At 67.9% G+C, this 20069-nt stretch carries 19 protein-coding genes and 1 tRNA gene; 13 read left to right on the top strand and 7 right to left on the bottom strand.

Translation table 11 applies throughout. From position 1 onward, the window contains the following. Positions 1-346 precede the first annotated feature (346 nt). From GT007_RS20010 to GT007_RS20000, 3 genes are read right to left on the bottom strand one after another with little or no spacing between them, the layout of a single operon-like run. Positions 347-1270 carry a bifunctional riboflavin kinase/FAD synthetase gene (locus GT007_RS20010; protein ID WP_160123441.1) on the bottom strand — a complete coding sequence of 308 codons (924 nt, stop codon included), beginning with the start codon at positions 1268-1270 and terminating at the stop codon, positions 347-349. Beyond that, positions 1267-1875, bottom strand: a complete 609-nt coding sequence (locus GT007_RS20005; RefSeq protein ID WP_236571773.1) for an LOG family protein — start codon at positions 1873-1875, stop codon at positions 1267-1269. The genes GT007_RS20010 and GT007_RS20005 overlap by 4 nt, the downstream gene beginning before the upstream one ends. Continuing rightward, complete coding sequence (locus tag GT007_RS20000; RefSeq protein ID WP_160123440.1) at positions 1868-2278, bottom strand: MaoC family dehydratase; 411 nt, start codon at positions 2276-2278, stop codon at positions 1868-1870. The genes GT007_RS20005 and GT007_RS20000 overlap by 8 nt, the downstream gene beginning before the upstream one ends. A gap of 134 nt (positions 2279-2412) precedes the next feature. Between GT007_RS20000 and GT007_RS19995 the strand changes: the two genes are divergently transcribed. Then, a complete protein-coding gene (locus GT007_RS19995; protein WP_160123439.1) occupies positions 2413-3450 on the top strand; it encodes a lipid A deacylase LpxR family protein in 1038 nt (345 codons plus the stop codon). Positions 3451-3483: 33 nt separating this feature from the next. On the opposite strand, the gene GT007_RS19990 is transcribed toward GT007_RS19995, so the two are convergent. Both GT007_RS19990 and GT007_RS19985 read right to left on the bottom strand, forming a co-directional pair. After that, positions 3484-5052 carry an ABC transporter substrate-binding protein gene (locus GT007_RS19990; protein WP_160123438.1) on the bottom strand — a complete coding sequence of 523 codons (1569 nt, stop codon included), beginning with the start codon at positions 5050-5052 and terminating at the stop codon, positions 3484-3486. Between the two features lie 39 nt (positions 5053-5091). Next, positions 5092-6216: a zinc-dependent alcohol dehydrogenase family protein gene (locus GT007_RS19985; protein WP_236571772.1), complete on the bottom strand. Its 1125-nt coding sequence runs from the start codon at positions 6214-6216 to the stop codon at positions 5092-5094. Positions 6217-6367: 151 nt separating this feature from the next. Here GT007_RS19985 and GT007_RS19980 point away from each other — a divergent pair, with 151 nt between their 5' ends. The 4 genes from GT007_RS19980 to GT007_RS19965 all read left to right on the top strand — a co-directional run bounded on the left by GT007_RS19980 (position 6368) and on the right by GT007_RS19965 (position 10391). Then, the gene (locus tag GT007_RS19980; protein ID WP_160123436.1) at positions 6368-7417 is read left to right on the top strand and encodes an alginate O-acetyltransferase AlgX-related protein; all 1050 of its coding nucleotides are present in this window, start codon (positions 6368-6370) and stop codon (positions 7415-7417) included. 3 nt (positions 7418-7420) lie between these two features. Beyond that, complete coding sequence (locus GT007_RS19975) at positions 7421-8107, top strand: alginate O-acetyltransferase AlgF (RefSeq protein WP_160123435.1); 687 nt, start codon at positions 7421-7423, stop codon at positions 8105-8107. 49 nt (positions 8108-8156) lie between these two features. Next, positions 8157-9272, top strand: a complete 1116-nt coding sequence (locus GT007_RS19970; protein WP_160123434.1) for a glycoside hydrolase family 5 protein — start codon at positions 8157-8159, stop codon at positions 9270-9272. 129 nt (positions 9273-9401) lie between these two features. Next, positions 9402-10391: an alginate O-acetyltransferase AlgX-related protein gene (locus tag GT007_RS19965; RefSeq protein WP_160123433.1), complete on the top strand. Its 990-nt coding sequence runs from the start codon at positions 9402-9404 to the stop codon at positions 10389-10391. A 43-nt stretch (positions 10392-10434) separates the two neighbouring features. On the opposite strand, the gene ruvX is transcribed toward GT007_RS19965, so the two are convergent. Continuing rightward, positions 10435-10902 (bottom strand): Holliday junction resolvase RuvX, encoded by a 468-nt coding sequence (gene ruvX, locus GT007_RS19960; protein WP_160123432.1) that lies wholly within the window; start codon positions 10900-10902, stop codon positions 10435-10437. Between the two features lie 34 nt (positions 10903-10936). Here ruvX and gatC point away from each other — a divergent pair, with 34 nt between their 5' ends. Genes gatC through GT007_RS19940 form a run of 4 tightly spaced genes read left to right on the top strand, consistent with a single transcriptional unit; the run spans position 10937 to position 14539 of the window. Continuing rightward, positions 10937-11224: an Asp-tRNA(Asn)/Glu-tRNA(Gln) amidotransferase subunit GatC gene (gatC, locus tag GT007_RS19955; protein ID WP_160123431.1), complete on the top strand. Its 288-nt coding sequence runs from the start codon at positions 10937-10939 to the stop codon at positions 11222-11224. Further along, a complete protein-coding gene (gene gatA / locus GT007_RS19950) occupies positions 11221-12699 on the top strand; it encodes an Asp-tRNA(Asn)/Glu-tRNA(Gln) amidotransferase subunit GatA (RefSeq protein ID WP_160123430.1) in 1479 nt (492 codons plus the stop codon). The genes gatC and gatA overlap by 4 nt, the downstream gene beginning before the upstream one ends. Further along, positions 12696-14144 (top strand): Asp-tRNA(Asn)/Glu-tRNA(Gln) amidotransferase subunit GatB, encoded by a 1449-nt coding sequence (gatB, locus tag GT007_RS19945; protein WP_160123429.1) that lies wholly within the window; start codon positions 12696-12698, stop codon positions 14142-14144. Before gatA ends, gatB begins: the two co-directional genes overlap by 4 nt. Continuing rightward, entirely contained in the window at positions 14144-14539 is a 396-nt protein-coding gene (locus GT007_RS19940; protein WP_160123428.1) for a VOC family protein, read from the top strand. The genes gatB and GT007_RS19940 overlap by 1 nt, the downstream gene beginning before the upstream one ends. A 269-nt stretch (positions 14540-14808) precedes the next feature. Here GT007_RS19940 and GT007_RS19935 read toward each other — a convergent pair whose 3' ends face one another. Further along, complete coding sequence (locus tag GT007_RS19935) at positions 14809-16185, bottom strand: amidase (protein WP_160123427.1); 1377 nt, start codon at positions 16183-16185, stop codon at positions 14809-14811. Between the two features lie 73 nt (positions 16186-16258). Between GT007_RS19935 and GT007_RS19930 the strand changes: the two genes are divergently transcribed. From GT007_RS19930 to GT007_RS19915, 4 genes are all read left to right on the top strand, one after another. After that, positions 16259-16335: transfer RNA gene (locus tag GT007_RS19930), tRNA-Pro, on the top strand. 114 nt (positions 16336-16449) lie between these two features. After that, the gene (gene ligD / locus GT007_RS19925) at positions 16450-17364 is read left to right on the top strand and encodes a non-homologous end-joining DNA ligase (RefSeq protein ID WP_160123426.1); all 915 of its coding nucleotides are present in this window, start codon (positions 16450-16452) and stop codon (positions 17362-17364) included. A 134-nt stretch (positions 17365-17498) separates the two neighbouring features. After that, positions 17499-18569 carry a pyrimidine utilization protein A gene (rutA, locus tag GT007_RS19920; RefSeq protein ID WP_160123425.1) on the top strand — a complete coding sequence of 357 codons (1071 nt, stop codon included), beginning with the start codon at positions 17499-17501 and terminating at the stop codon, positions 18567-18569. After that, the gene (locus GT007_RS19915; RefSeq protein WP_160123424.1) at positions 18566-19762 is read left to right on the top strand and encodes a Zn-dependent hydrolase; all 1197 of its coding nucleotides are present in this window, start codon (positions 18566-18568) and stop codon (positions 19760-19762) included. The genes rutA and GT007_RS19915 overlap by 4 nt, the downstream gene beginning before the upstream one ends. Positions 19763-20069 lie beyond the last annotated feature (307 nt).

The raw sequence follows: 20069 nt of genomic DNA, 5'->3' as shown, positions 1-20069 counted from the left end.
CTCTCGCCACACTCGACCTCAGGGACGAAACACCCCATCTCAAAACCGTCAGGGATGTCTCCGTACACCTGTCAAACATCTCTCCAGTCTGAACAGCCCCCGAACCCCCACCGAGGGGCTCTGCCCCTCGGCTCCCCGCCAAAGGCCGAAAGGCCCTTGGACCCCAGGAGTTTGGCGCCTTACCTTGACAGGTTGGGCGCCATCTTTTTTTGATTAAAATCAATGGTAAACACGTTTCCAAGGCTTGGCGCCAACAGCTCTAGGTCCAGGACCGAGCACGGTCCTGGCGGGGGTGTCGGGGGCGGAGCCCCTGACTGGGAGCCTGCCTAACGCCCCTGGGCGCGCCTCACACGCCCAGCATCCCCCGCGCCGTCTGTGCATCGGCCATGATCTGCGTCCGCAGTGCCGCGAAATCCGGGAAGCGGCGTTCCTCCCGGATGAAGCCTTCCAGTGCCACTTCCACTTCCTGGCCGTACAGATCCTCGGCGAAGTCGAACAGATGCGCCTCGATGCGAGAGATCGGGTCGCCGCCCAGGGTGGGCCGCCGGCCGATATTGGCCACCCCCGGCACCACCCGCCCATCCGCCAGCGTCACCTGCACGGCATAGACCCCGCGCGCGGGTTCCAGGTGCCGGCCCAGCGGCACGTTCGCGGTGGGGAAGCCGATGGTGCGGCCGCGCGCGTCGCCGTGCTCCACCGGGCCCGTCACGGTATAGGGGCGGCCGAGCATGGCCGCCGCGCGCTCCACATAGCCGCCCTGCAGCTCCCGCCGGATGCGGGTGGAGCTGATCGCGCCCTCCGCGTCCAGCAGCGGCGGCACGACGGAAAGCCCGATGCCCGCGGCCTCAGCCGCTTGGCGCAGGAAATCCTGGCTGCCGCCGCGCCGGTGGCCGAAGGCGAAATCCGGCCCGCAGGCCAGGTGCCGTGCGCCCAGCCCCTCGACCAGCACCTGCTGGAAGAAGGCCTCGGCGGACATGTGCGCCAGCGCGTCGTCGAAGGGCAGGGCATAGACCAGCTTCGCCCCCAGCTCCCCCAGCGCGCGGGCCTTGGCGGGCAGCAGCGTCAGGCGGAAGGGCGGGTCCTCGGGGCGGAAGTGCTCGCGCGGGTGGGGCTCGAAGGTCAGGGCCGCCAGGGGCAGGTCGGGGCGCGCCCGGTGGGCCGCCGTCAGCACCGCGCGGTGGCCCAGATGCACGCCGTCCATGTTGCCCAGCGCCACGGTGGCCCCCCGGGCGTCGGGCGGCAGCCCCCGCCAGTGGGTCAGCACCTTCATGCCTTGGCGCCTTCGCTCCAGCGACTCTCGCCCGAGGGCTGCCAGTCCCGCAGCATCGTGATCGCCTGTTCGGGGGTTGTGGCGCGCAGGGCGATGTCCCGGTGGGCGGGGCGCAGATAGCCGCCCAGCACCATGGTCCGGGTCAGTTCGAAGAACGGGTCCCAGAACCCGTCCTCATCCAGATAGACGATGCCTTTGCGATGGAAGCCAAGCTGCGACCAGGACTGGATCTCCACCGCTTCCTCCAGCGTGCCGATGCCGCCGGGCAGCACGATGAAGCCATCGGACAGCGCGTTCATCCGCGCCTTGCGGCTGTGCATGTCGGGCACGACCTCCAGGTGCTGGATACGCGGGTGCGCCAGTTCGCGCACCTGCAACGCCTCGGGGATGATGCCGAACACCTCCACCCCCGCTTCCAGCGCCGCATCGGCCACGACACCCATCAGCCCGGCGCGGCCGCCGCCATAGACGAGGTCCACCCCGGCCTCCCCCAGCGCCTGGCCCAGCCGGGCGGCGAGGGCCGCATGCGCGGGGTCCTGCCCGCGAGAGGCACCGCAGAACACGCAGATGCGCCAGGGCCGTTCCTGGGCAAGCGCGTCAGCCACGGGAGGGCACCATCACCAGCGCCTCGCCCTCCAGCACTGTCTTGCCCGCGACGGTGCAGACGGTGGTGAGGGTGACGCGGTTCTTGCCCGGGGTCAGGGTGGCGATGGTGACGGTGGCCGTCACCGTGTCCCCGATATGCACGGGCGCGCGGAATTTCAGGGTCTGGCCCAGATAGACGGTGCCTTCCCCCGGTAGGCGGGTGCCGAGCACGGCGGAAATCAGCCCCGCCGAGATCATGCCATGCGCCACCCGCCCCTTGAACACGGAATTGGCCGCGATCTCCGCGTTGATGTGCACGGGGTTGGTGTCGCCGCTGACGGCGCTGAACAGCAGGATGTCGGCCTCGGTGATCGTCTTGCCGAAGCTGGCGCTCTGGCCCACGGAAAGGTCTTCGAAGAACATGCCGATTGCTTCCTTTTGCGCGCGACAGGCTTAGCAGGGCTGGCCGGGGCAGAGAACAGGGGGGTATTGCCGCGGATCAAGCCGCAACCCCGCCGGGCCGGGCGCGTTGATGCCACGTGCCCCGGGAGTTCCGCATGTTTCTTCGCTTCAGCCTTTCCGTGTCCTGCCTGGCCCTGCTGCCGGGCCTGGCCCTGGCCCAGCCCGTGCCAGAGCCGCGGGTGAACGCCGCCCCCCCGCCCGATTGGAGCGGCACGCTGTCCCTCGCGGTCGAGAACGACAAGTTCGGCATCGGCACCGACCGCTTCTATTCCAATGGCCTGCAGATGTCCTGGCGCAGCGCCAGCGCGGCGTTGCCCCGCCCGCTGGACTGGACCAACCGCCAGCTGGAGGCCCTGATGGGCCCGGGCGAGCTGCGCTGGGGCCTGGCGATCAGTCATCAAATTTTCACGCCCCGCGACACCCGACGGGTGAACCCCGACCCCACCGACCGCCCCTATGTGGGCATGCTGATGGCCTCCATCTCCCTCAGCCGCGCCAGCGAGCGGTCCTTGACCGTGGTCGAGCTGCAGGCGGGCATGGTCGGCCCCAGCGCGGTGGGCGAGCAGGTGCAAAACGGCTTCCACCGCGCCATCGGCAGCACCCGTTCCTATGGCTGGGACCGGCAGATCCATGACGAGCCGGTGGTGAACCTGGTGGCGGAGCGCAAATGGCGCATGCCGCTGGGCCAGTTCGCGGGGCTGGAATTCGAGGCGATGCCCAGCGCCAGCATCTCCCTGGGCAATGGCAACAGCTATGGCGCGCTGGGGGGAATGGTGCGGTTCGGGCAGGGGCTGGCGGCGGATTTCGGCCCGGCGCGCATCCGCCCCGCGCTGGCCGGCAGCAATTATTTCCAGCCCAACGCCGACCGCTCCGGCCGGGAATGGGGCTGGTATGTCTTCGCCGGGTTCGAAGGGCGCGGCGTGGCGCGGGACATCGCGCTCGACGGCAACACCTGGCGCAACAGCCGCCATGTGGACCGCCGGCCCTTCGTGGGTGACGCCCAGGCGGGGATCGCGGTGTACTGGCGGGACTGGCGGTTCTCCTACACGCAGATCGTCCGGTCGGAGGAATTCTACGGCCAGCGGGGCGGCCCGCAGATTTTCGGGTCGATCAACGCCGCGCTGCGCTTCTGAACCGGGCGCTGGGGGGGCTCAGCCCCTCGCTGCCTACCGCGCCGGCGTCACGCTCATCGCCAGGGTGGCCTCGCCCATCCGCGCCTCATGCGCCAGCCCGCGCCGCACGGCCCAGATGTTGTTCAATTGCAGCAGCGGGATCACCGCCATGTTCTCGAACACATGGCGCGTGGCCTCGTGCCAGACCGCCTCGCGCGCCGTGTCGTCCATGGTGGCGCTGCCGCGGGCGATCAGCGCGTCCAGCTCGGGGCTGGAATAGCGGTTCCAGTTCGCGGCGCCCGTGCGGCGTTCGCGGTTGAAGGTGGCGACGATGTTGATCAGGAAGTTCGAGGACTCCCCGCTGCTGCTGCCCCAGGACGCCAAGCGGAGGCCGAATTCCATTCGGGCATTGCGCGCGGCATAGGCCGAGAAGGGCATGGCATCGACCGTGGCGCGGATGCCGATGCGCGACAGCATCTGCGCGATCGCCTGGCTCACCCGGGCATCGTTGGGCCAGCGGTCGTTGGGCGTGCCGATGGTGGCGCGGAAGCCGTCCGGATAGCCGGCCTCGGCCAGAAATTGCCGGGCGCGCTCGATATCCTGGCGCGGCGGCGGCAGGGCGGGGTCGAAGCCGAAGGCGCCCTCGGGCAGCCATTGCGCGGTGGGCACGGCGGTGTGGTCCATCACGCGCTCGGCCAGGCTGTCGCGCGCGATGGCCAAGCTTAGCGCCTGGCGCACCCGCACGTCCCGCAGCGGGTTGGCGGGCAGCGGGTTGCCGGCATTGTCGGTGATGCCAGGGGCGGTCTCGGCTGCCAGGTTGGTGCCCAGATACATCGCCCGCGCCGAGGCCATTTCGGAAATGGTGAAGCGCGCGTCGCGCCGCAGGCGCGGTAGGTCGGCGGAGGGCACCTGCTCGATGATGTCCACATCGCCCGCCAGCAGGGCGGCGGTGCGCCCGCCATCGTTGATCAGCGAGCGATAGGTGACGCGCGCCCAGGGCTGCGCCGGGCCCCACCAGGCGTCGTTGCGCACCAGCTCCGCCCGGTCGCCAGGGCGGAAGGCGGTGATGCGGTAGGGGCCGGTGCCGATCGCCACGCGCAGGCTGTTGTAGTCCTCGGTCGCCGCACCCTCGGCCGCGTGGCGCTGCACGATGGAGATGGAGGAGAGATCGAGCGGCAGCAGCGGGTGCGGCGCGCGGGTGTGGATGATCAGGCGCAGGGGCTCCGGCACCTCGATGCGCGCGATGGCGCGGGTGAAGCCCGCGAAGCTGGCGGGCGAGCCCTGCACGTTGGGCGCGCGGGCGATGCTGAACAGCACGTCCTCCGCCGTGAAGGGGCGGCCGTCATGCCAGGTGACACCCGGGCGCAGGATGAATTCCCAGCTGGTCTCCGTCAGCACCCGCCAGGAGGATGCGAGGCCCGGGATGGGCCGGGCGCGGGCGTCGCGCTCCACCAGATGGTCGAAGATATGGGCCGTCAGCGCGTTGTTCGGGCCGGTGTTGTAGAACAGCGGATCGACCGATGTCGGCGCGGAGGCGGAACCGATGGCCAGGGTCTGGGCCGAGGTTTGGGCGGGGGCCGCGAGCGGCCCCAGCATCAGCGCGGCGAGAAGGGCGAGGCGCATGGGGTGCTCCCGTCTGGATGACGGAAGCGTAACCTGCCCTCAGCCGTTCGGAAGCAGCATTTGGCGCAATGTCTCCCCGGCCGCGAGGCGGTCGAAGCCGGCATTGATCTCATCCAGGGCAATCGTGCCGCTTTGCAGCCGCGTGACGGGCAGGGTGCCGCGCCGGTACATGCCCAGCAGCTTGGGGATGTCGCGCGTCGGCACGCAGCTGCCCATATAGCTGCCGCGCACGGATTTCTCCTCGCTGACCAGGTTGAAGGCGGGCAGGGGGAAGGCGTCATTCACATGCGGCAGGCCGGCGGTGATCACCTCTCCGCCACGCGCCGCGATGGCATAGGCCAGCTGCAGGGCGGGGATGGCGCCCGCCGTCTCGATCACCGTGTCCAGCCCGCCGGATGTCGCTTCCCGGACCTTGGCCGCGCAATCGGGGTCGCGCGCGTCGAAGGCGTCCGTGGCGCCCCATTGGCGGGCCAGCTCCAGCTTGGCCGGGTTCATGTCCACCGCGACGATGCGGGTGGCCCCCGCGGCGACGGCCGCCAGCAGGGCGGACATGCCGACACCGCCCAGGCCGATCACCCCGATCTCCCCGCCCGCGCGCAGGCCGACGGTGTTCAGCACGGCACCCGCGCCCGTCATCACGGCGCAGCCGAACAGTGCGGCATCGGCCAGCGGGATGTCTTTCGGGATCTTCACCAGGGCGGACTGGTCCACCACCGCGTATTGGGCGAACAGGGACAGGCCGGAATTGTGGTGGATGTATTCGCCGTTCAGCTTCAGCCGCTTGGCGCCGGAGGGCAGGGTGCCGGCCGCGCGGGCCGCGAAGCCGCCCTCGCAGATATTGGGGCGGCCCTTCCGGCAGGGGCGGCAATCGCCGCAGCTGGCCACGAACAGGCAGACGACGTGATCGCCCTTCTTCAGCCCCTGCACAGAATCACCGGTTTCGCGGATGATGCCCGCGCCCTCATGGCCGATGATGATCGGCAGGGGCCGGGGACGCAGGTTTTCAATGGTGGAGAGATCGGAATGACACAGGCCGGCGGCCGCGATTTCGATCAGCACCTCGCCGGGGCCGGGCGGGTCCAGCTCCACTTCCTCGATGACCAGGGGGCGGGTTTCGACATAGGGGCGGGGCAGGCCCTGCTGGTGCAGGACGGCGGCCTTCATGCGCATGGGTGCAAACGTTCCTCTGTTTCCGCTAGCTGACAATCAAGCTCCGCCGCCGGCAAGGGGGAGCGTGACGCATGGCGCACACAACCCAGTCATGTTATCAAAAATGCGATAGGTGGAATTTTTCGGGAAAGGGAGTTGCGGCTTCATGGCTGATTGCATGGCCTGGAGACGCCGGACGGCGTTGGCTGCCGGTGTGACGTTTGCCGGGCCCGCCCTGGCGCAGAATCGCCCCCCTCCGCAGCAACCTGTGCGTGCACAGCAAGGCAGCCCGGCCGCGCCGGCGCAGGCCGAATCGAACCAGGTGGTGATCGGCCGGGATGGATGGCTGTTCGGTGCCTGGGAGAATGTGCGGCAGGTGGACTTGCGGAAAACGCGCGAGGTCTGCCGGTATATTTCCCAGTCCGTGCAAGTCATTCAGGAAGCAGGGATCAAGGTCGCCCTCTGCGTCACGCCCATGAAGGCTCGCGTCTACCGCGAATTCCTGCCTGCCGATTTCCAGTTCAGTACCGAGGCCGACCAGCGTTACGGCGTCGTGATGGAGGAATTGCAGCGCAGCCGGGCGCTGATGATCGATCATGCGACGCAGTTCGCGCAGCTCAGGCGGTCGCAGCGCGATGCGCTGTTTTTCAAGGCGGACATCCACTGGACACCGATCGGCGGTGCGGCCGCGGCCACGGAGCTGGGCAAGTTGGTGCAGAGCCAAGGCGGCCTGCCCGCGCCGACGCGCCCAGGTACTCGGCTCGGCGACTACATCTCCATGCGCTACGAGCGTAATGACCTGGTAGAGATGCTGCCGGCCGATCAGCAGCGCCGCTTTCCCTTCGAGAACTTCCGCGTACGGCGTATCGTTGGCGCGCCGCAGGGCGTGGGGCTGATAGACGAGGATAACGCCGATGTCGTCGTCGCCGGCAACAGCTTCATGCAGACCGGCTTCGGTTTCCCGCCCAGCTTCTCCAACCAGATCAATCGTCCGGTATCGCTGGCGGTGAAGGTCGGGCGCTTCGGCCCCTACAACACCTTGCTGGATTACCTCCGCAGCCAGATGTTCCGCCAAACCCGTCCAGCCCTGATCGTTTGGCATTTCCTGGAGGGCAACATGGAAGTGATGCCCGATCATACCGGCTATTGGGGGAGCGCCGCGATGTCCGCTCGCTCCTTCAGCGATGAGTTGCGGCGCCTGGTCCGGAGGGCCTGATCCATGATGGCCCGCTTCTCCCTGATGCTCCGCGCCTTGTTGCTGATGTCTCTGATGGCCGTACCTGCGCAGGCACAGCAGGTGCTGTACGAGCCGCTGCCGCCCGCGGGTTCCGCCTATCTGAGGGTGGTCAACGCCACCGCCGTAGCCCTGTCGCTGCGACCTGCCATGGCTGGGGTGGAGAGTGTGGCCGTCACCCAAGCCCAGCGTGTTACGGCCTATGCGGTTCAGGAGAACGTGGCCGCCCGCCCGGTGGCCGCCCGGCTGCAGGCTGGGGAAGCGCAGACTGAGGTGTCGCTGGACCTGGAGCCAGGAAGCTTCAACACCCTGATCGTCACGCATGAGGGCGGCGCGTTGCGCGCCACGCTCTTTCGCGATGAGACGCAATTCAACCAATTGCGCGCCCGGCTGACCTTCTATAACGCCACCGCCGGCTGCGGGCAGGCGTCCCTGGTACTGGAGCCGCAGGGACAGGCGGTGTTTCAGGACGCGCCACCGGGAGAGGGGCGCATGCGTAGCGTGAACCCGGTCACCGCGCAGGTTCGGGCCAGTTGCGGTTCCCTGCGCAGCGAGGTTTTTGCCTTGCAGGGCCTTGAGCAAGGCGGGGTGTACAGCATCTGGCTGATGGCACCTGGCGGCCGGCCGCTCGCTTTCCTGAGCCGCGATGTCACAGCCCCCTGGCGGCGCTGAGCACGTTCGCCCCAGGGGGGCGACGACCGCGCTCTCATCCCGCAGGCCATTGCCGGTCTTGCTGTTGGGCCTTGCCGGTGTTGTGCCGGGCTGCTCCAGTCAGCCGGACAACCGGCCGGCGGACCTGGAGTTGGCACGTCCGGGCTTTCCCCTCGCCGCTGATTTCCCTTCCGGGATTGTCACGCGCAACAATGGCATTTTCACCAAGGCCGGGCGGCAGTTGTTCCTGCGGGGAGTAGCGGTGCCCGAAGTGGCCTGGATCGCCCAGCGCAACGATGAACAGATGGGCTTTTTTGACCATCGTCTGTTCAACGCCGCAGCCGACTGGGGGTGCGATATTCTGCGGCTGTCCGTCATGCCCGCCGTGTGGCGCCGCGCCGGTGAGGCACATGTGATGCGGGCACTGGATATGAGTGTGGCCTATGCGCGGCGCTGCGGCCTGTACTTGTCCATTTGTTGGCACAGCATCGGCTTCCCCCCCACCGAGCGCTACAAGGACCTGACGGACGTTCATTACGGTCCGCTATTCGAGACGACGACGGCGGAGACGAGGGATTTCTGGACTCGCATCGCGGCCCGCTATGCGAAGGAGGATGTGGTCGCCTATTTTGACCTGTTCAATGAGCCGCAATACATCCTGCCGGATGGAAACTTAGCCACGGAGCATACGGAACCCATGTGGGTGGCCTATCGCGAATGGGTCGAGGGGTTGGTCGACGCCATCCGCGTGCATGCGCCGGAAAAACCCGTCTGTGTCGGCGGGCTGCAATTCGCCTATGACCTGTCCATGGCGCCAGATCTGCCCATTCGTCGTCCGAACGTCATTTATGCGACACATCCTTACCCAGACTCCAATTGGCGTCTTCCCTGGTCGCGGGCCTTTCTGGAACCGGGCGAGAAACTGCCGGTCATCGCCACGGAGTTCGGATGGGACCGGCAGCATCATCCGGAATCCTCCTTGAGAAGTTCCAATGGGCTATACCGCGACTTGTTGCTCAATGCCCTGGATCAGGCCGCTATGGGCTGGCAGGCTTGGTGTTTCAGCCATATTTTCACGCCTGCCCTGCTGGCCAACAACGGCTTCGAGCCTTCCGCGGAATACGGCACCTATGTCCGACACGCTTTGCTGGAGCGTAAGCGTGCCTCGCTTGCCAATAGAACCTAGTGTCCTGATTCCGAAATCTCTTGGATTTCGTTCTCAGGCCACTACCCTTTGTTTTCAGCGGCCTGCTGATCCGCTTCATTCGCGGGTGATCCCGCGAACTTCGCGGGCAGGACACTAGGAGCTTTGCAGATGTTGGCGCGCCGCATGCTTCCGAGAATTCTCCAGATGGCGGCTCCTCTCGGCTTCCCTGGGCTGAGGCATGCTCGTGCCGATATACGAGGCGACATTGTCTTTGGCCGTGACGGGTATTTGTTCGCAGCGTGGGAGGACGTGCGCCGCCTGAACCCGCAGCGCATGCGCCTGGTGCTCCAGTTGGTGGCACAGGTGGCGCAGATCATGCGGGATGCGGGAATCCAGATGGCGGTCCCCTTGATCCCGACCAAGGCGCGGATCCTGGCGGATATGCTGCCGCCGGATTTTCAGCCCGCGCCCGACGTTCAGCGCCGGTATGAGGACAGTATGCAGGAACTCCGCCGTGCTGGCGCCATCGTGCCTGACTGCGCGGCGGTGCTGGCCAGGCTGCGCACCAGCCAGCCAGAGGCTGTGTTCTTCAAGGCGGATAGCCACTGGACGGCAACAGGTGCCGAAGCCGCGGCCCAGGACATGGCGCGTGCAATCCAGGCGGCTGTGCAACTGCCGCCCAGCCGGCACCCCGGCGTTCGTTTGGGCAATGCGATCACGGTGACGCACAGCGGCGATCTCGTGGCACTGTTGCCGGAGCCGGAGCGTCCGCGCTTTCCGCCCGAACGTTTCCGTGTGCGGCCCGCTGTCGCCGCATCCAGGCGCGCGGGACTGTTGGATGAGGACGGCGCAGATATCGCCGTGATAGGCAATAGCTACATGCAGCCCGATTACTTCGGCTATCCGCATGTGCTCAGCGCCGCGTTGAACCGCCCGGTGGCACTGGCCTGGAAGACGGCGCGTGTCGGCCCATATCGCGTTCTGCTGGATTACGTGACTGGCAGCCAATTCCGCGCCCAGCGCCCGAAGGTGCTGTTGTGGCAGTTGATGGAAGGCAGCCTGGAGCAGATGCCGGACGCCGGCAACTGGTGGGAACCGGCGAGCGCCATACCCACGAACCAGTTCCTGAATGATCTGCGCCGGGCGGTCGCCCGGTGAAGTGGGTGGGCCTGCTGTGGCGGGCCTTGCCCGCCAACGCGCCTCATTCCCCCCGCGTCGCGTCCAGCGCCGCCTGCAGCGTATAGGCGGCGGCGGCGGCATCCACCACCTGGGCCCGGCGGGCGCGGGTGGTGTCCATCTCCCGGATCAGCATGCGGTTGACGGCCGAGGACGACAGCCGCTCATCCCACAGCGCCACCGGCAGGCCAGTGGCCTGGCCCATGGCCGTCGCCCAATCCTTGGCCGCCTGGGCGGCGGGGCCGAAACTGCCATCCATGCCCAGCGGCAGGCCGACCAACAGCCCGCCCACCTCCTGCTTGGTGGCGATCGCCCGGATCTCGGCCGCGTTGACCGACAGCTTGGCCCGCGCCAGCCCGCCATAGGGGGTGGCCAGCATCAGCAGCACGTCCGTCAGCGCGAGGCCGATGGTTTTCGAGCCCGGGTCGATGCCCAGGATACGGTGGCCTCGCGGCAGGGTTGCGCGTAACTGCGCCATGGTGAACAACGCCATTCTTCACCAGTTACCTGAGGGACAGACCGCTGTCATGAGCGTGGACACCGCGGCGATCCGCCGCATCGCGAAACTCGCCCGCATCCATGTCGAGGAGGAGGCCCTGCCGGGCCTCGCCGCCGAGTTCAACGGCATCCTGCAATGGATCGAGCAACTGCAGCAGGTGGACACCTCGGGCGTCGAGCCCATGGCGGGCGGCGGGGCCACGGCCCTGCGCTGGCGCCAGGATGAGGTGACCGATGGCGGCCAGGCCGAGAAGGTGCTGGCCAACGCGCCCGACCGAGAGGGCGAATACTTCGCCGTGCCGAAGGTGGTGGAATGACCCGACTGACCGAACTGACGCTGGCCCAGGCGCGCGACGCGCTGAAGGCCCGCACCCTGACAGCGCGTGAACTGACCCAGGCCTATCTGGACGGCATCGCGGCGCTGAACCCGCGCATCAACGCTTATATCACCGTGACCGCCGAGAAGGCGCTGGCCCAGGCCGATGCCTCGGATGCCAGGCTCGCGGCCGGGCAGGGCGGCCCGTTGGAGGGTATTCCCCTCGGCATCAAGGATTTGTTCTGCACCGAGGGCACGCGCACCACGGCCGCCAGCCGCATCCTGGGCGATTTCACCCCGCCCTATGAGAGCACGGTCAGCGGCAATCTGAAGCGCGACGGCGCGATCTTCCTGGGCAAGCTGAACCTGGACGAATTCGCCATGGGCAGCAGCAACGCCACCAGCGCCTTCGGGCCGGTGGAAAACCCCTGGTCGCGCGCCAATGATCCGGCCAAGCGGCTGGTCCCGGGCGGTTCGTCGGGCGGTTCGGCTGCGGCGGTGGCGGCGCGCCTCGCGCTCGGCGCCACGGCGACGGATACGGGCGGGTCGATCCGCCAGCCCGCGGCCTTCTGCGGCGTGGCGGGCATCAAGCCCACCTACGGGCGCTGCTCGCGCTTCGGCGTGGTGGCCTTCGCCTCCAGCCTGGATCAGGCCGGCCCGATCGCGCGGGACGTGACCGATTGCGCGCTGATGCTGAACTCCATGGCGGGGTTCGACCCGAAGGACTCGACCAGCGTCGATGTCGCCGTGCCCGATTTCGCGGCGGCCGTGGCGCGAGGCGTGAAGGGCCTGCGCATCGGCATTCCGCGCGAATACCGCATGGACGGCATGCCCGCCGAGATCGAGGCGCTGTGGCAGCAGGGCATCGCCTGGCTGAAGGCGGAGGGGGCGAGCATCGTCGATATCTCCTTGCCGCACACGAAATACGCGCTGCCGACCTACTACATCGTGGCCCCGGCCGAGGCGTCCTCCAACCTCGCCCGCTATGACGGCGTGCGCTTCGGCAAGCGCGAGCCGGGTGCGGACCTGATCGATCTGTATGAGAAGACGCGCGCCGCCGGGTTCGGCGCCGAGGTGCGGCGGCGCATCATGATCGGCACCTATGTGCTCAGCGCCGGCTATTACGATGCCTATTACCTGAAGGCGCAGCAGGTGCGGGCGCTGATCAAGCGCGACTTCGACCTGGCCTGGGAAAAGTGCGACGCGATCCTGACGCCGGCGACCCCCTCCGCCGCCTTTGGCCTGGACGAGAAGCACGACGACCCGGTGGCGATGTACCTGAACGACGTGTTCACGGTGACCGCCAACCTGGCCGGCATTCCGGGCATGGCGGTTCCCGCCGGGCTCGACGCCAATGGCCTGCCGCTGGCGTTGCAGGTGCTGGGCAAGCCGTTCGATGAGGAAACCGTGTTTGCCGTCTCGGGCGCCGTGGAGCGCGCGGCCGGCTTCACCGCAAAGCCGCAGGTGATGGCATGAGCTACACTCTTGAGGGCAAGACGGGCCCCTGGGAAATCGTCGTCGGCCTGGAAGTGCACGCCCAGGTCATCAGCAATTCCAAGCTGTTCTCCGGCGCGGCCACCGCTTTCGGCGCCGAGCCCAACAGCCAGGTCAGCTTCATCGATGCCGGCTTCCCCGGCATGCTGCCCACCATCAATGAGGTGTGCATCGCCCAGGCCGTGCGCACCGGCCTCGGCCTGAAGGCCGAGATCAACCTGTGGTCGCGCTTCGACCGCAAGAACTACTTCTATGCCGATCTGCCGCAGGGCTATCAGATCAGCCAGTTCGCCCACCCCATCGTGGGCAAGGGCGAGATCGAGGTCACGCTCGCCGATGGCTCGACCAAGATGATCGGCATCACCCGCCTGCATCTGGAACAGGATGCCGGCAAGTCGATCCATGACCAGCACCCGTCCAAATCCTTCATCGACCTGAACCGGTCGGGCGTGGCGCTGATGGAGATCGTGTCGGAACCCGACATGCGCTCCCCGGAGGAGGCTGGCGCCTACCTCACCAAGCTGCGGCAGATCCTGCGCTATCTGGGCACCTGCGACGGCAACATGGACGAAGGCTCCATGCGCGCGGACGTGAACGTCTCCGTCCGCAAGGCCGGCGAAGAGTTCCGCACCCGCTGCGAGGTGAAGAACGTGAACTCCATCCGCTTCGTCATGCAGGCGGTGGAGGCGGAGGCGCTGCGCCAGATCGAGGTGTGGGAATCGGGCGGCACGGTCGATCAGGAAACCCGCCTGTTCGACACGGCGCGCGGCATCACGCGCTCCATGCGCAGCAAGGAAGATGCGCACGACTACCGCTACTTCCCGGACCCGGACCTGCCCCCGCTGGTGCTGGAACAGTCCTGGGTGGACGCCATCAAGGCGAGCCTGCCGGAGCTGCCGGATGAGCGCCGCGCGCGCTACCTCGCCCTCGGCCTCACGCCCTATGACGTGCATGTGCTGACGCTGGAGAAGGAGACGGCTGTCTTCTTCGAAACCGTGGCCAAGGGCCGCGACGCCAAGCTGGCCGCCAATTGGGTGACGGGCGATTTCTTCGCCGCCCTGAACCGGCTGAAGCGCGATATCAGCGACCCGCCGGTGACGGCCGAGCATCTGGGCGAGCTGCTCGACCTCGTCTCCGACAACACGGTCAGCGGCAGCCTCGCCAAGCAGGTGTTCGAGGCGATGATCGAGACCGGCAAGGCGCCGGGTGTCATCGTCGAGGAGCGCGGGCTGAAGCAGGTGACCGACACCGGCGCGATCGAGAAGGTGATCGCCGAGGTGATGGCCGCCAATGAGGGCAAGGTGGCCGAATACCGTTCCGGCAAGGACAAGCTGTTCGGCTTCTTCGTGGGCCAGACCATGAAGGCCAGCGGCGGCAAGGCCAACCCGGCCATGGTGAACGAGCTGCTGAAGAAGATGCTTGCCTGATGGCGAAGCTGATTCATTCCATGATCCGCGTGCTGGAGGAGGCGCGCTCCGTCTCCTTCTACCGGGAGGCCTTCGGCCTCTCGGTGGCGCAGCGGCTGGACTTCGACACCTTCACGCTGGTCTATCTCAGCAACCCGGAGACGGCGTTCGAACTGGAACTGACCATCAACAAGGGCCGCGCCGAACCCTATGCGCTGGGCGATGGCTACGGCCACCTGGCGGTCAGCGTGGACGATCTGGACGCGGAGCACGCGCGCTTCGCGGCCGCTGGGCTGAACCCCGGGAAGGTCATCGAATTCCACCGGGAGGGGGCGCTGTTCGCGCGGTACTTCTTCGTGGCGGACCCGGATGGGTACAAGATCGAGGTGCTGCAAAGGCACGGGCGGTTTTTGTGAGGCTAGGGAAGGCACCGCCTTCCCTAAGGAAGTGAAGACTGGGGAAGGCTCTGCCTTCCCCAGACCCCATCCGCTGGGGAGATAAGATCTCCCCAGGCCCCTGCGAGAAGTTTGGGACCGGCACCAATCCTATATAATTGATATTATTATATAAATTTACCAGAAGAACCTTCGCAGATTCTGCGACGTCCGAAAACTGATGGAAAGTAATGGGGGGGTCTCGGGGGGAAAGTCATTTCCCCCCGAGCGGGAGTTTGAGGGCGGAGCCCTCAAGCCGCCACCCCCACCTCCAGCGCCCGTGCCCCGCGCAGCGCCAAGTCATCCCGGTACAATGCCGCCGCCACCTGCACCCCGCGCGGCATGCCGTCCTCATCCGTGCCCAGCGGCACGGTGATGGCCGGCTGGCGTGTCAGGTTGAAGGTGAAGGTCCAGGGCGCCCAGTCGCGCCACAGTGCCTCATGCGGCTTGATCTGCGGCGCGTCGGCGGCCAGGGCCCCGGTGGGCGTCGTGGGGCACAGCACCAGGTCGTAGCTCTGGTGGAAGCGTGCCATGGCGTGGGCGGCTTCCAGGCGCAGCGCCTCGGCGTTCAGCATGCCGACGGCGTCGAAATCCTTCTCGCGTTCCGCCACTTCCAGGATGCCGGGGTCGATCACGGCGCGCTGCTCGGCGGAAAGGCCCGCGACCAGCTTGGCCAGGGCCACACCCCAGATACGGCTGAAGATGTAGCGGGTGTCGGGCATTTCGGGCGAGGCTTCCTCGATGATCGCGCCCTGTTCGGCCAGCAGGGCGGCCGCGTGGTCCAGCGCGGCGCGGCCGGCGGCATCCAGCGGCGGCTCGAAGCCGAGGCGCCGCACCACCGCCACCCGCAGGCCGCGCACGCCGGCCTCGATGCCGTCCAGCCAGTCGCGCCTGTCTTCGGGCAGGCAGAAGGGGTCGCGCAGGTCGAAGCGGGCCATGGCGCCGAACATCAGCGCGGCGTCGCGCACGGAGCGCGTCATGGGCCCCGCCACCGCCACATTGGCGAAGCTGCCCAGCGGCCATTGCGGGATGCGCCCGAAGCTCGGCTTGAACCCCACCAGCCCGCACCAGGCGGCGGGGATGCGGATGGAGCCCCCCGCATCGGTGCCCAGATGCAGCGGCCCGAAATGCGCGGCCCCCGCGGCCCCGGCGCCGGAGGAGGAGCCGCCCGGCGTGCGCTCCCGGTTCCAGGGGTTGCGGGTGATGCCGTGCAGCGGCGAGTCGCCCGGGGTTTTCCAGCCGAATTCGGTGGTGGCGGTCTTGCCGATGATGACCGCGCCCTCGGCCTTCAGGCCCAGCACGGCGGGCGCGTCGGTGCCCACGGGCTTGGCGCTGGTGGCACGGCTGCCGCGCCGGGTGGGAAAGCCCGACAGGTCCAGCAGGTCCTTCACGGTGGCGGGCACGCCGTCCAGCGCGCCCATGGGGCGGCCGGCGAACCAGCGGGCCTCCGACTCGCCCGCCTGCTGGATGGCGCGGGGGTTCATGGCGGCGAAGGCGTTCACCCAGCTGTTCATCCGCGCGATTCGCTCCAGCACCGCCTGCAGCGCCTCCACGGGCGAAAGCGCCCGCCTGCGGTAGAGATCGAGCAATTCCTCGGCGCCCATCAGGGCGGGATCAGTCTTTGTCATGGCTGGATTGTGCAGGAGTTGCGGGGGAAGGCTAGACAGGCGGCCCAGTCTCCAATATCCCACGCCACATCGTCGGAGTGTGGCGCAGCCTGGTAGCGCACTTGTCTGGGGGACAAGGGGTCGTGGGTTCGAATCCCGCCACTCCGACCATTCTTTTCCTGCAATCTTCCGAAAATTCCGGCAGTCTGGCGCTCAGCGCCGGGCCGCGTCGCCCGTTCCCGCTCTTGGATGCGGAGAGCCTAGGGCATGTGCGGTGCCGAACCGATGCTCACCCATCCCGACCGGATCCTGTGGCCCGCCAGCCACGGCCAGCCCGCGCTGACCAAGGCCGATCTCGCCGCCTGGTACGATCGCTACGCGCGGCCCTTGCTGGAGCACGCGGGCGGGCGGCCGCTCGCGCTGGTGCGCGCGCCGGAGGGGCTGGAAGGGGAGCGCTTCTTTCAACGCCATCCCATGCGCGGCCAGTCCCGGGCCATCGGCACCTTGCGCATGCCCGGCCAGACCAGGCCCTATCTGCGGGTGGACACGCCGGAGGGGCTGCAGGCCCTAGCGCAATTGTCGGTGCTGGAACTTCACCCGGCCGGAGCCAGGGCCGAGGCGCCCGAATGGCCGGACCGGCTAGTGCTGGACCTGGACCCGGGCGAGGGCGTGCCCTTTGCCTTGGTTGCCAGCGCCGGGCTGGAATTGCGCGACCGGTTGGCGCAACTCGGGCTGCCCAGCTTTCCGCGCATCACGGGCGGCAAGGGGCTGCATCTGGTGGTGCCGCTGGCGCGGTCGCGGGAGGACGCCATGGGCTGGCCCGAGGCCAAACGCTTCGTCCATCTGCTGTGCACGCTGATGGAGCGCGATTCCCCCGACCGCTACACCACCGCCCTGGCGAAGAAGGCCCGCCCGGGCCGGATCTTCCTGGACTATCTGCGCAATGACCTGCTCGCCACCGCCATCGCTGGGTTTTCGCCGCGCGCCCGTCCCGGCGCGCCGGTGGCGCTGCCCATCGGCTGGCGGCATGTCGAAACCGGGCGCTGGGGCCGCCGGGCGCTGCGCCCCGACGCGCTGCACCTGACGGAGGGGCTGCAACGCCGCGTCGCCTCCCCCTGGCCTGATCTGGATGTTTCCGCGGCCCCATTGCGGCCCGCGCTGGCACGGCTGCTGCGGGAGCAGGGTGGCGGGCCGGATTGATGCGCACGCCATGATCTGTCCTGCCCGGCGGCGCGGCAATCGCCGTCCAGGGCGGTGCGGTTGCCCGTCCGCGCCGCCTTCCCGCCGGGGCGGCGATGCGGAACCCTGGCCGCCCACTGACCGGAGCGGCCTTCATGGATATCGGCGTCTTCATTCCCATCGGCAACAATGGCTGGCTGATTTCCAAGAACGCCCCGCAGTACAAGCCGAGCTTCGCGCTGAACAAGGCCGTGGCCCAGAAGGCCGAGGCATACGGCCTCGACTTCCTGCTCTCCATGATCAAGCTGCGAGGCTTCGGCGGCGAGACGAAGTTCTGGGACTACAATCTGGAATCCTTCACGCTGATGGCGGGGCTGGCGGGCGTCACCTCCCGCATCAAGCTGTTCGCCACCGCCGCGTCCCTGGTGCTGCCGCCGGCCATCATGGCGCGCATGGCGGTCACGATCGATTCCATCGCCCCGGGCCGGTTCGGGGTGAACCTGATCACCGGCTGGCAGCGGCCGGAATATTCCCAGATGGGCCTGTGGCCGGGCGATGAGCATTTCTCGACGCGCTACGACCATCTCTCGGAATACGCCCAGATCGCGCAGCAACTGTGGACCACGGGCCAGTCGGACCTGAAGGGCCAGCACTTCCAGATGGATGACTGCCGCCTGCTGCCGCTGCCCGAGGGCAAGATCCCCATCGTCTGCGCGGGGCAGAGCGATGCGGGCCTGCGCTTCATGGCCGAATACGCCGACTATAATTTCTGCCTGGGGGTCGGCATCAACACGCCGAAGGCCGTGGCGGAAACCACCGCCCGCGTGCAGGCGGCCGCCGCGAAGACCGGCCGCGATGTCGGCGCGCTCGGCCTGTTCATGATCATCGCCGACGAGACCGATGAGGCCGCGATGGCCCGCTGGAACCATTACCAGGAGGGCGCGGATGTGGACGCCATCACCTGGATGGGCGACCAGGCCGCGGCCGACACGCGCTCCGGCGATGACACCAACGCCCGCCGCTATGCCCTGCCGGAGGGGGCGATCAACTTCAACATGGGCACGCTGGTGGGCTCCTATGCCTCCGTCGCGCGCATGCTGGATGAGCTTTCGACCGTGCCGGGGCTGGCGGGCGCCATGCTGACCTTCGACGATTTCCTCCAGGGCCTCGACGATTTCGGCCAGCGCATCCAGCCCCTGATGCAGAGCCGCAAGGTGGCGGCATGATCGACACCGCGGCCTTCCTCGAGGACCTCGATACGCTGCGCCGGATCGGGGAATACAAGACCGGCGTGCACCGGCCGACCTTCTCACCGCGGGATATGGAATCCCGCCACTGGCTGGCGGGGCGTATGGCCGAGATCGGGCTGGAGCCCACCATCGACGGCATCGGCAATGTGTTCGGCCGCCACACCGGCCCGGGCCCGCATCTGCTGGCGGGCAGCCATATCGAGAGCCAGAACCACGCCGGCTGGCTGGATGGCGCGCTGGGCGTCATCTCCGCCCTCGCGCTGGCCCGCGCCGGGCTGCCGGTCGATGTCTGCGCCTATGCCGATGAGGAATGGCATTTCGGCAAGGGCTTCCTCGGCAGCCGCAGCCTGATCGGCCAGCTGTCCGAGGAGGAGATGGACGAGGCCACCGGCACCTTCACCGGCCAGCCTCTGCGGGAGGCGCTGGAGCAGGCAGGCCTGGCCGGGCGCCCGCGCCTCGTGATCGACCCCGCCCGCTACAAGGGCGCCTTCGAGATGCATATCGAGCAGGGAACCCAGCTGGAACATGCCGGGCTGCGCCTCGGCGTCGTCACCGGCATCGTGGGCATCCGCAACTTCCTGATCGAGGTGGAGGGCAAGCAGGACCATACCGGCGGCACCACCATGGCCGAGCGCCGCGACGCGCTGGTGGGCGCCATGCGCATCCTGCACGCGATCGACACCGAATTCCCCAAGGTCTGCGGCGAGCGCTCCGTCTGGACCGCCGGCAGGCTGGCGCTGGACCCGAACGCGCCGCACATCATCCCCGGCCGGGCCGAGATCAGCTTCAGCTTCCGCGATATCGACAACGCCGTGATGGACCGCATGGCCGCGGCCCTGGCGCGCATCGTGTGGGAACACAACCGGCGCGACCGCTGCCCGGCGACACTGACCGCGACCAGCCGCAGCGAACCCGCCCTGTGCGACCCCGCCATGCAGGCTGCCCTGACCAGCGCCGCCGAAACCCTGGCCCCCGGCGCCTGGCAGGCCATGCCGAGCGGCGCCATCCATGACAGCCAGCACCTGGCACGTGTGATGCCGGCGGCGATGCTGTTCGTGCCGTCCATCGGCGGGATCAGCCATCACTGGACGGAAGATACGAAGCGCGAGGACCTGGATCTGGGGATGCGGGTGCTGTGGGACGGGGCGCGGAGGTTTCTGGAAGGGTGAGGCGCTGGGGAAGGCGCTGCCTTCCCCAAGGGGAACGCAGACTGGGGAAGGCTCCGCCTTCCCCAGACCCCATCCGCTGGGGAGATAAGATCTCCCCAGGCCCCTGCGAGAAGTTTGGGGGCGGCTTTGATCTTATATGTCTGATATTATTGTATAAGGGTCTCGACTAGCAGGCTGATAAAATTCGTAGCCCGAATTTCCCGTCCATGATTCGCTGTTGGCGCAGTCGGACGGGGTGAGAATGCGCGGCAGCGACGCGGTGGCTGGTTCCTTGTTCAGCTATGTTGACCTTGAGAAGCGGGTCCGT

Source organism: Rhodovarius lipocyclicus, from assembly GCF_009900765.1.
GTDB lineage: Bacteria > Pseudomonadota > Alphaproteobacteria > Acetobacterales > Acetobacteraceae > Rhodovarius > Rhodovarius lipocyclicus.
Note: the sequence above shows the minus strand (reverse complement) of the source record. Positions and strands in the feature narration are given on the sequence as shown.